Genomic DNA, 8,241 nt, shown 5'->3' with positions numbered 1-8,241 from the left:
CGCCCCCGCGCGGGGGCGCAGCTCCGCGTCCACGGCGAGGGGCAGCAGGTGCGCCGGACGGGTCAGACAGGGCTCCAGGGTGACCTGGGGCAGGTCCTCGGCCCAGACCGGGGTGCCGTGCTCGTCCCGTGCGTACGGCGGGCGGAGCCGGGCCGGACGGGCGGCGAGCTCCCTCAGACGCGGCAGGTCGCGCGGCTCGGGGGAGGCCAGGATCACCCGGGCGAGGAGACGGCCGGGGTCCAGCGGGTCGACGTCGTCCCAGTCGGCCGCGTCGTACTCGCCGAGGTACGCACGGGTGTGCGTCCACCACGCACGCCGGTACTCCGCGTCGCGCAGGCCCAGCTCGCGCACATACATGCGCAGTTCATGGTCGAGGAACTTGGCGCGCGCGGCCCGGGCGAGCTCCTTGCGGCCGGCGTTCAGCAGGATCGCGTGCGCCGTCCGGCTCGCCACGATGCGGTCCTGCCAGTTGTCGACGGCCGCACGGTCCAGCGAGATCGACAGCCGGCCGGCGGACCGGCGCACGTTCCACACGTACACCCGGTCCGGGACGAGGGCGATGCGCGGTCCGGCGGCCAGCACCTGTGCGGTGAACACGAAGTCCTCGTAGCGGAAGCGGCCCTCGGGGAAGCGGATGGAGTGCTCGCGCAGGAAGTCGGTGCGGTACAGCTTGTTGACGCACAGGGTGTCGTGCACCAGGCGCGGGAGCTGCTCGGGGCGGTCGAGGACGGCGCTTTCCCGGTAGAGCTGTTCCTGCCAGGGCACTTCGCGTCCGGAGGGCAGTTCGCGGCGGACGCACAGGCCGCTCGCGACCTGTGCGTGCTCCTCCCGGGCGGCGCCGAGCAGCGCCTTCACGGCTCCCGGCGGCAGGACGTCGTCGCTGTCGAGGAACATCACGTACGGCGACGTCACCGTGTCGAGGCCGGTGTTGCGCGGGGTGCCGCAGCCGCCGCTGTTCTCCTCGCGGCGGACGACCCGCAGCCTCGGCTCGGCCGCGGCGAGGCTGCGCAGCAGGTCGGCGGTGCCGTCCGTGGAGCAGTCGTCGACGGCGACGACCTCGCCGACGGCGGGTCCCTGGGCGAGTGCCGAGCGCACGGCGTCGGCGATGTGGGCGGCATCGTTGTAGCCGATCACGACGACGCCGACATGAGGGGTCTCGTGAGGGGTCTGATGCGAGTGCATGGGATCCAGGGCCGGAAAGCATGGGTGTGGTCGGTGATCTCCGCAGAGGAGGGGCACGCGCCCTGTGCGGGAGACGGTGGGATCCCGTCCCGGGTTCCCTCTTCGACGTGATCAACCGTGCCGAGCGTCACTGTTCGGCCGGACGACGGTATCGCGGCGGCGGGCGGGCGGCCGTGCACGGGCACAGGGGCTCAAAACCGTCACGAACCCCCTGTGACCTGGGCCGAAGCGTGGGACAGACGTCTTTGGGGGGCCTGCCGTCTCCACCCTGAGGGGGGAGTGTCGGGCAAAAGTGCGGGGGAGTCGCGAGGGAGTGAGGAGGGGTGAGAAGGGGGTGAGCGGCCGGTGGCGGGTGCCGCGGGCGGGCGGCGTCACCCGCGGTCCGGCACCCCCTCCCGCGCCGCCGTGTCGAGGGCCGTCGTGAGGCGGTCGAGGAGGGTGCGCAGGTCGCGGATCTCCTCGGGGGTGAGGCCGGTGGCCGCCGCGATGCGACGGGGCACCCGCAGTGCGCGGGCGCGCAGTGCCCCGCCCTGCTCGGTCGGGCGGACCACCACCGAGCGCTCGTCGCGCGTGCTGCGCTCACGGTGCACCAGGCCGGCCGCCTCCAGGCGCTTGAGCAGCGGGGACAGGGTGCCCGAGTCGAGGCGCAGGTGTTCGCCCAGCTTCTTCACGGGGGTCTCGCCGTGCTCCCACAGGACCAGCATCACCAGGTACTGCGGATAGGTCAGCCCCAGTTCCTCCAGGACCGCGCGGTAGACGCCGTTGAAGGCGCGCGAGGCGGCGTGCAGCGAGAAGCAGATCTGACGGTCCAGGCGCAGCCACTCCGCGTCCTGCGCGGCGGCGTCCTGCGGAACCTCGGTGGTCATGCCGCCAGGATAGCTCTGGCGCGCCATTTAGTTGTGCACAACTTGATTGCGTGCTACTAATGGTGCTCGGTCAGCCGCACGACTCCTCGAGAGGGAAGGACCCCCATGGACGCGCTCTACACCGCCGTCGTCACCGCCACCCACGGCCGCGAGGGCCGCGCCGTCAGCTCCGACGGCCGTCTCGACCTGCGGCTGGCTCCCCCGGTGGAGATGGGCGGCAGCGGACAGGGCACCAATCCCGAGCAGCTGTTCGCCGCCGGCTACGCCGCCTGCTTCGCCAGCGCTCTCGGCCTGGTCGGCCGCCGGGCCGAGGTGGATCTCAGCGACGCCGCGGTCACCGGCGAGGTCGGCATCGGCAGGCAGGGCGAGGGCTACGGGCTCGCCGTCACCCTGCGTATCGAGCTGCCCGACTCCGTCGACCGGGAGACCGGCCGCGCGCTGGTCGAGCAGGCCCACCAGGTCTGCCCCTACTCCAACGCCACCCGGGGCAACATCCCGGTCGACCTCGTCGTCGAGTGACCGGATCCGGCGCCGCTTTTTCGCCCCGGGGCGCTCCTCTGCCGCTTTTCACCTCCAGGCAGCAGCCGAAAGGGGGGCGGGCCGGCACCGGCCCGCCCCCCTTTCGGGGAAGCGCGGCTACTTGACCGCGCCCGCCATCACACCGGAGACGAACTGCCGCTGGAAGGCGAAGAACACGGCCAGCGGGATCACCATGGAGATGAACGCGCCGGGCGCCAGGACGTCGATGTTGTTGCCGAACTGACGCACCTGTGTCTGCAGCGCGACCGTGATCGGCTGCGTACCGGACCTGGTGAACACCAGCGCGATCAGCATGTCGTTCCAGACCCACAGGAACTGGAAGACGGCCAGGCTCGCGATCGCGGGCCCGCCGAGCGGCATCACCACACGGGCGAACAGCCGCAGTTCACCGGCGCCGTCCAGACGGGCCGCCTCCAGCAGCTCGCGGGGGATCTCCGCGAAGAAGTTCCGCAGCAGGAACACCGCGAAGGGCAGGCCGAAACCCGCATGGAACAGGATCACCCCGAGCACCGAGCCGAACAGGCCCACCTTGCCGAAGAGTTCGGCGATCGGGATGAGGGCGACCTGCACGGGGACGACCAGCAGACCCACCACGGCCAGGAACCACCAGTCCCGTCCCGGGAACTCCAACCACGCGAACGCGTAGCCCGCCAGCGAGCCGACCACGACCACCAGGACCGTCGCCGGGACCGTGATCAGGACGGTGTTCAGCAGGGAGTGGGTGATCTCGCTGTTCTCCAGCAGCCTGCGGTAGCTGTCGAAGGTCAGCTGCGAGGGCCTGCCGAACACCGTCCACCAGCCGCTCGCGCTCATCTCCCGCGGCGCGCGCAGCGACGACAGCAGCAGGCCGATCGTCGGGACCAGCCAGAACAGGCCCACCACGATCAGAAAGACCCTCAGGACGCCGCCGCCGACGGCCTCCACCAGCCGTGCGCCCAGGGACTGCCCGGCCCTCACGGCCCCGGGGGCGGGCGTCTTCCGCACGGGACCTCCGGCTTTCCGGACCATGGCCGTCATCACCGCACCTCCCGCCGCAGCCTGCGCATGTTGAACAGCATCACCGGGACGACCAGCAGCAGCAGAAACACCGCGATGGCGCTCGCGATGTCGGGCCGGCCCTCCGAGAAGCCCTTGCGGTACAGCTCCAGGGCCAGCACGTTGGCGTCGTCCTGGGAGGAGCCCGGCGCGATGATGTAGACCAGGTCGAAGATCTTCAGCACGTTGATCATCAGGGTGACCACGACGACCGCGAGCACCGGGGCGAGCAGCGGCACCGTGACCCTCCGGAACACCTGCCACTCGTTGGCCCCGTCGACCCGGGCGGCCTCCAGCAGCTCCCGGGGCACCCCCGCGAGTCCGGCCGCGATCAGCACCATCGCGAACCCGGCCCACATCCACACGTACGACCCGATGATGGCCGGGGTGACCAGGGACGGGCCGAGCCAGTCCACACCGCCGTACGGCTCCCGGAAGTTGTCCGCGGGAAGCCGCAGCCGGGCGCCGTCGGCCTGCGCGGGCAGGGTGAACGTGCCGTCGGCGGCGGCCTTCGTCGACGCCACCACCCTGCCGTCCTTGACCGCCTCGATGCGCATCCCGGCGTAGCCGAGCTCGGAGGGGTCGACCTCGCCCAGCCGCCCGACGCCCCTGCCGCGGGTGAAGTCCTGCCAGGTCGTGCCGGTGACCTTCCCCGGCTCCGGCTCGGCCCGCACGGCCCTCTTCGCGTCCTTCGGCATCCGGTCCGGGGCGACCCCGACGAGCGGAAGGCTCACCGGCTGGCCGACGCGGACCGTGGCGGAGGTGATGAAACCGCCCCGGTCCGGCACCAGCGGCGAGTTCCGGCCCGGGTGCGCCCTCGGGAACGCCGAGGACGGGGCGAAGGTGTCGTGCACCCCGACCCACACCGCGTTGGCGACGCCCTTGTCCGGGTCCTGGTCGTACACCAGCCGGAAGATGATCCCGGCCGCCAGCATGGAGATCGCCATCGGCATGAAGACGACCAGCTTGAACGCGGTGCCCCAGCGCACCCGTTCGGTCAGCACGGCGAAGATCAGCCCCAGGGCGGTGGCGACCGTCGGCGCGAACACCACCCAGATCACGTTGTTCTTCAGCGCGGTGCGGATGCCGCTGTCGGTGAACAGGGCCCGGTAGTTGTCCAATCCGGCGAACCGGTCGCCCGAGGCGTTGCAGAAGCTGCGGACGATCGAGTACCCGATGGGGTAGACCACGAGCGCGCCGAGCAGCACCAGGGCGGGCAGCAGGAAGAGGGCCGCCACGACGGTGCGGGTGCCGGTCACGCTCTTGCGACTGCGGGATCGGGCGGGAACCGGTGGGGTTCCCGCCGCCGTGGCCGACTTCATGGCCGGATCAGCTCCCGTCGCCGTGGGCCGCCGCCGCGTCCCTCTCCAGCCTGGCCTGGGTGCCCGCGACGTCGCCCGGGTTCTTCAGGAAGTCCTGCAGGGCCTTCCACTCGCCCTTGCCGGGCGTGCCGCCGAAGGCCTGCGGGGCCTGGTCGGACATGTCGAAGCGGAAGTCGTCGCCCGCGTCGATCAGGGCCCTGGCGATCCTGCGCTGCACCTCGTTCGGATACGCCGAGTCCGGCACGTTCCTGTTCGGGGAGAGATAGCCGCCGAGCCCCGCCTGGATCGTCGCCGCGTCCGGCGACGCCAGGAAGGTGACCAGTGCCTGCGCGGCCCTGGAGTCCTTCAGGATCACCGCCGCGTCGCCGCCGGAGACCACCGGTGCGGTGTCGCCCACGGCCGGGAACGGGAACACCTTCGCGTCCGTGCCCGCCTCGGCCCCGGTCTCGGCGATGTTGACCTGCGCGAAGTCGCCCCCGTAGACCATGCCGGCCTTCGGCTGGTCGCCGCCGGTGAAGGTCTGGGTGACGGATGCCGGGAACTCGGTCTGCAGCGCGCCGTCCGGGCCGCCCGCCAGGTACTCCTTCCTGGACCAGATCTGGGCGAGCGTGGTGAGCGCGTCCCGGACGGACGGGTCCGTCCACTTGATCCTGCGCTGGGCGAGCCGGTCGTACTTCTCGGGGCCCGCCTGGGAGAGGTAGACGTTCTCGAACCAGTCGGTGAGGGTCCAGCCGTCGGCGCCGCCGACCGAGAACGGGGTGACACCGGAGTCGTAGATCAGCCGGGCCGTGGTCAGCAGGTCCTTCCAGGTCCTGGGCTCGCTCGCGCCCGCGTTCTCGAAGACCCTGGCGTTGTACCAGATCAGCGACTTGTTGGCGGCCTTGTAGTAGACGCCGTACGGGGTGCCGTCGACCGTGCCGATGTCCTGCCACCTCTGCGAGTAGTTCTTGGCGAGCTGCTCGCGGACCTCGGGGCCCAGCGGTTTGGCCCACTTCCTCTCCACGGCCTGCCTGATGGCGCCCGGCTGCGGGAGCAGCGCCACGTCCGGCGGCCGGCCGCCCGCGATCTTCGACCCGAGGAAGTTGACGATCGGGTCCTGGGCGGGCACGAAGGTGACCCTGGCGCCCGTGCGCCTCTCGAACTCCGCGAGGACCTTCTTGAAGTTCGTCTGCTCACTGCCGGTCCAGACGGCGGCGACCTCCAGCGTCGTGCCGTCCAGCCGGGGAAGGGTGACGGTGGTGGTGGTCCTCGTGTCCCCGCCGTCCTGGCCGTCGCTGTTCCTGCCGCCGCCGCACGCGGTGAGGGAGAACGCGAGCGCTCCCGCGGCGACGGCTGCCACAACCCTGGCGGCTTTGGCGGTCCGGGTGATCCGGGTGGTTCCGGCGGTGCGGTGTGTCCGGATGGTGCTGCTCGTGCTGCGCATGACTGCCCCGTTCTCCGTCTGCGTCGAACGTCCGAGCGCTGTCCCGTGCGGTCCGGTCCACGCCGGGCCCTGGAGGCGGCAGGAGCGCCCGCGCTGCCGAGCGGGCGATCGCTACCACGTCGTGACTCGGTGTCAGCTCTCGATCACAGCAACGAGGGAACCGGATCACAGCAACGAGGGAATCCGTGCCGCGGACACCTCCCGTGCCGCCCGCTCCAGGGCACTGGCCAGCAGGGCCAGGTCCGTCGGCCCGTTGCCCAGCTCCCGCACCGAGCGCCGGGCCGGCGGGTCGCCCATGCGCTGCCAGTCCAGGGGGATCACGGTCGGACGCTGGGTCGCCGTCCGGGGGATGCGGCCGGTGACACGGCCTCCCTGGAACGCCGTCACCCGGCCGTCCGGCCAGGTCAGCCGTCCGCGTCCGGGGGCCGGCTCGTCCGGCCCCGAGGCCGGCGCGTCCAGGGCGATCCGCAGCGTGGCCCGGCGCACCGGCTCGCTCTGGGCCGTACGGCCGCCGGGCGCGGTGGCCGCGACCAGGTGGACGCCGAGCCGTCCGCCCTCCCGGGCCACCGCCTCCAGCGCGCGTATCACGGAGCCGGCCGAGGGCCGCCCGGGCGCCCCGAGCGCGGGCGAGACCAGGGCGTCCAGGTCGTCGACGACCACCACCAGACGGGGCAGCGGCGGAGCGACCTCCGCCTGCCGGCGGGCCGCGCCGGGGCGCAGCCGCAGGGTGGAACTGGGCGGGCTGTCGAGATCGGCCGCCCCCGCGGAGGCGGACGCCGCGCCCGCCGTACCGCCCGTGCCGGCGCGGCGCGGCCCGGGCACGCCGGGGGACGCGGCCGTGCGCCGGGCGACGACACGGCCGGATGCCGTGTGCCGGGTGTGCCACTCGGCGAAGTCGGACCGCCCCAGCAGCTCGGCCCGGCGCTTCAGCTCCGCGCTCAGCGACTGCGCGAACTCCCGCATGCGGACCGGATCGTTGGCGGCGAGATGGGTGGTCACATGCGGCACGTCCGTGCAGACCCGCAGGCCGTCGCCCGGACCGCCGTCCGTGCCGATGCCGTCCCGGCCCTCCACCAGCACGACGGCCAGGCGGTCGGGCCGCTCGGCGGCGGCGAGCGAGGCGACGACGGAGCGCAGCAGCTCCGTACGGCCGCTGCCCGCCGGCCCCTCGATCAGCAGATGCGGTCCGTCGGCCACGAGATCGACGCAGACCGGTCCGCGCGGACCGGCGCCGAGAACCGCCCAGGCCCGCCCGCCGAGGGCCGTGGTGTCGTCGGCCGCGTCCGCCCAGCGCGCCTGCAACGACGCCGGGGTGGCCCGGGCCAGCCCCAGCTCGTCCAGCAGCCGCGCGGACGGCGGCAGCGGCACCGGCACCCGGGCGGGGCGGTTCCCGGCGGACCCGTCCGGCCGCAGGGGGGCCAGGGCCCGCGCGAACCGCTCGGCCCACGCGAAGGACACGGCGTCGACGGCGGCGAGGGTGCCGGGGGTCACCGGGGTGGGCAGCGGCGGCCCGGCCGGGAGGCGGCAGGCCGCTTTGGCGCGCGGGCCGCCGGCCGGCGGGGGCGCCGCGACGCGCATCAGCCGCAGTGCCGTGGCCACGTCGCCGCTGAGCAGGGCCACGGCTCCGCACTCCCGGAACACCGGCGACACCGCGCACGCCGCCTCATAGGTGTCCGGCACCGGGGACGCGGCCGAGGCGGGCGCCGTCTCGGCGAGACACACCACATGGATCCCGGCCCGGGGCCCCTCCTGAGCCAGACGGGTCACCGCCGCGCGCACCGAGGTGCCGCCCGGATCGCCGTCCACGACCACCACGGTGTACGGCCCCGTGCAGCCCTCCTCGCCGGCCGGGCCGGCCGGCGAGGAGGGCTGC

General features: G+C 73.2%; 7 protein-coding genes. 1 reads left to right on the top strand and 6 read right to left on the bottom strand.

Features of this window, described 5'->3' with window-relative positions:
- Both CCN35_RS21890 and CCN35_RS21885 read right to left on the bottom strand, forming a co-directional pair.
- On the bottom strand, positions 1 to 1,182 hold a 1,182-nt coding region (locus CCN35_RS21890; RefSeq protein WP_086794002.1), incomplete at its 3' end, for a glycosyltransferase family 2 protein.
- Positions 1,183 to 1,553: 371 nt separating this feature from the next.
- Positions 1,554 to 2,048 (bottom strand): MarR family winged helix-turn-helix transcriptional regulator, encoded by a 495-nt coding sequence (locus CCN35_RS21885; protein WP_236560500.1) that lies wholly within the window; start codon positions 2,046 to 2,048, stop codon positions 1,554 to 1,556.
- A 105-nt stretch (positions 2,049 to 2,153) separates the two neighbouring features.
- Here CCN35_RS21885 and CCN35_RS21880 point away from each other — a divergent pair, with 105 nt between their 5' ends.
- The gene (locus tag CCN35_RS21880; RefSeq protein ID WP_067387997.1) at positions 2,154 to 2,567 is read left to right on the top strand and encodes an organic hydroperoxide resistance protein; all 414 of its coding nucleotides are present in this window, start codon (positions 2,154 to 2,156) and stop codon (positions 2,565 to 2,567) included.
- 117 nt (positions 2,568 to 2,684) lie between these two features.
- Here the strand turns inward: CCN35_RS21880 and CCN35_RS21875 are convergent, their stop codons facing one another.
- From CCN35_RS21875 to CCN35_RS21860, 4 genes are all read right to left on the bottom strand, one after another.
- Positions 2,685 to 3,596, bottom strand: a complete 912-nt coding sequence (locus CCN35_RS21875; RefSeq protein WP_067388421.1) for a carbohydrate ABC transporter permease — start codon at positions 3,594 to 3,596, stop codon at positions 2,685 to 2,687.
- Between the two features lie 8 nt (positions 3,597 to 3,604).
- Positions 3,605 to 4,945: a carbohydrate ABC transporter permease gene (locus CCN35_RS21870; RefSeq protein ID WP_086794000.1), complete on the bottom strand. Its 1,341-nt coding sequence runs from the start codon at positions 4,943 to 4,945 to the stop codon at positions 3,605 to 3,607.
- Positions 4,946 to 4,952: 7 nt separating this feature from the next.
- On the bottom strand, positions 4,953 to 6,368 hold the full coding sequence (locus CCN35_RS21865) for an ABC transporter substrate-binding protein (protein ID WP_067388000.1): 1,416 nt from the start codon (positions 6,366 to 6,368) through the stop codon (positions 4,953 to 4,955).
- Between the two features lie 165 nt (positions 6,369 to 6,533).
- The coding region (locus tag CCN35_RS21860; protein WP_281254815.1) for an FtsK/SpoIIIE domain-containing protein at positions 6,534 to 8,241 on the bottom strand (1,708 nt) is incomplete at its 5' end.

It is taken from the genome of Streptomyces thermovulgaris, assembly GCF_002155915.1.
Classification (GTDB): Bacteria; Actinomycetota; Actinomycetes; order Streptomycetales; family Streptomycetaceae; genus Streptomyces; species Streptomyces thermovulgaris.
Note: the sequence above shows the minus strand (reverse complement) of the source record. Positions and strands in the feature narration are given on the sequence as shown.